The organism is Parashewanella curva (assembly GCF_003675895.1).
GTDB classification, from domain to species: domain Bacteria; phylum Pseudomonadota; class Gammaproteobacteria; order Enterobacterales; family Shewanellaceae; genus Parashewanella; species Parashewanella curva.
Map to the genome: position 1 here is coordinate 1 of NZ_ML014921.1, position 2,555 is coordinate 2,555.

2 protein-coding genes are annotated in these 2,555 nt (G+C 36.2%); one reads left to right on the top strand and one right to left on the bottom strand.

What is annotated here, in order from left to right; translation table 11 throughout:
- The first annotated feature begins 857 nt into the window (after positions 1–857).
- Positions 858–2,054 (top strand): ankyrin repeat domain-containing protein, encoded by a 1,197-nt coding sequence (locus D5018_RS21155; RefSeq protein WP_121840948.1) that lies wholly within the window; start codon positions 858–860, stop codon positions 2,052–2,054.
- Between the two features lie 55 nt (positions 2,055–2,109).
- Here D5018_RS21155 and D5018_RS21160 read toward each other — a convergent pair whose 3' ends face one another.
- The gene (locus tag D5018_RS21160; protein WP_133309373.1) at positions 2,110–2,403 is read right to left on the bottom strand and encodes a hypothetical protein; all 294 of its coding nucleotides are present in this window, start codon (positions 2,401–2,403) and stop codon (positions 2,110–2,112) included.
- Positions 2,404–2,555: the final 152 nt, after the last annotated feature.

Sequence of the window (2,555 nt, forward strand, 5' to 3'; positions counted from 1 at the left end):
TGGTCTAATCGTTTGATTTCTATATTCATATTCACCTCAATTTTGAAGTGATATTTTATCAAACCATTGAAAATTTGGCGTTTATATTAAATAGAATTTTTTGAGATTGCTCTGATCAATGTCTGATAGTAGGAATAAGTATGGATTATTACTTTACAATGGTTCGGACACTTTTTATAAGTAATTGAATTTACAAAATTTTATAAATTGAACCTGAAAACACAGATTCATTAAAATTCAATGACTTACTAAATATTGAGGCACGACCAATCAAAAACTATTATCGAAAACCACTTGAGAATATTTTGGCTGTTCTGGTGATCGTTTACATCGTTATCGAATTGATGATCATCACTGTTCATGGCCATAATGAGTGGATATGGTGGGTACTGTTAAGCTTGGTATCACAAATTTTTAATTTGTCTTATGCAGCGCTGACTCAACACTTTCAAAAGGCATATTCAGGCAGGGCAAATACGGCATTGAATGTTGTGGTATTTACATCGGTTTTTCTGCTCCAATACCTTATTGGGTTAATCGTCACTCTATCAAATCAGTACCTCTCTTTAGCTAGCAGCTATAAAGTGAGCTTTATGCTGCCCTTATTGATTCAAGTTATCTGTCTTAGCATTTTTTTATCTAGAACTAATGCGAGAATCTGAAAGAATTGCATAAATGAGGCTGAAACTGGCCTAAAAGCTATAGGTCAAATCCAACTGAGTTATCTGCATTCACCTATCATTTTTGTTGCTTTAATTGACACCATTAGGTAGCTATCCAAAATTAAAAAATAGTTAACTTTTAATTTCTAAGCTATTAAGTCAATATATAAAAATCACGCAATGACAAAGCATTAAATGAGTACAGAATCATCTTTAAATTACGTTTCCATAGATATTCCTACTGATTTGCACTGGAACCTATCAACTGAAACCTTGAGCCGAATTGGCGAGCTATCAGATCAAGTCTTTATTCTTAAATTTAATGAAAAAAGCTCAACCTCGACGTATCAAGTCAGAATAAAATCAGCAGACAGTGAAGAAGCTCGCATAGCGCATTTTAAATTTATGACGGAGACAGCACTTAAATCAGGGTCAATCGTTTTGCATTTCCATAGACAAATGTCGACACTTGAAGGTGAAAGTACAGAAATGGGAAACGTTTTCGTATCACCTCTCGCACAAACCAGATTATCCACAGAGATTGAGAGCAGCTTTAAGTGCTTTTTGAGGCAAAGATTGCGCACCTCTTTTGATGAATTATCAGAAGCTTGTACAAACGATGATTTGAATAAATTAGAGGGAATTTTACACAAAGGCGTTAATTTGAGTGCTCGTAATAAAAAAGGGGAAACGGCTCTACATATTGCAGCCAATAATGATAGCGTATCGTGTATGCGCTTTTTACTTGAAAAAGGAATCCCAATAGATTCTGTTGATTATCGAGGAATGACACCACTCCACTGTACTTGTTGGAATGGAAAAATGGCTGCTTATCGGTTTTTACTAGAAAAAGGAGCTGATCCTAACGCTCTGAACGATAGAGGTAGCAATATATTTCTCCTAGCAACAGTAGGCCATGGGCGAAATACAGCATTTATGCAGGAAATAATGTCAAATCATCCGCAATTAATCGGTAAGTCTAATAAATTTGGAGTAACTGCTGCTCACGGACTAGTTCAGAGCGGAAACGCATTTGTATTGGATTTAATATTGGGTACATATCCAAACTTAGTGTATTTCAAAGATAATCACCAAATAACACCATTACACAACGCAGCAGCAAAAGGAGACATTGACTCTATTTGTGTATTAATGAAGTATGGAGCCAGATTACGTACGATAGATGGTTGGCTAGAAAGTCCTATGATAACCGCCTGCTTTACAAATCAACCTAAAAGCATTATGACCCTAAGATATTATAGGGAGCAAAGTGCCCTATGGTTTTACCCAAGAAGCGCTTTTATTAATGCCACTACATTTCAGTTTAAAAACCTCAAAGCCCTATGCTCCCCTATAAAAAAGCCTGACTCTCCATATATTAATGATGTTTGATCAGCGTAGTTATAGAAAACGAGCAGAGACTTAAAGATCCCCTCATATTTCTAAATCAAATAATCCCAAAGACACTGCGGTAAATACGATGATTTTTAAGGTAACGATAAAAGTTTTCCATTAATGGAAGCGCCCATTCTTCTCTCATTGTCGGTAAAAGCTCATAGTAAATACAGCCTTGGCGAAATAAAGAGTAGCTCCTAGTTTTGGTTGTATTGGCTTTAATTGTCTTTTCTAAATCCGCTTCTTCGCCAGCCTTACCCAGCAGAGTAAGCAAGCCAATAGCGAGTGCACTTAGCAAAAATAGCCTATCTCTTCTTGTGGTTGAGCGTGTATAGGTTTCGCTCATGCCCATTCCAAAACGATAATCCTTAATCCTAGATAAATCAGTTGATAAATGGCATAACACTACAACCTGATGTTTTTATAGGCCGTGTCTATGAAATTGCGAGGTTCTACCATTCACCCATTAGGTGAAGCCAAAAATACTCAATCATCACC

Excerpts from the sequence above, each read along its gene's own strand:
- D5018_RS21160 (WP_133309373.1), bottom strand. The coding sequence starts at position 2,403 with ATGAGCGAAACCTATACACGCTCAACCACAAGAAGAGATAGGCTATTT.
- D5018_RS21155 (WP_121840948.1), top strand. The coding sequence starts at position 858 with ATGAGTACAGAATCATCTTTAAATTACGTTTCCATAGATATTCCTACT.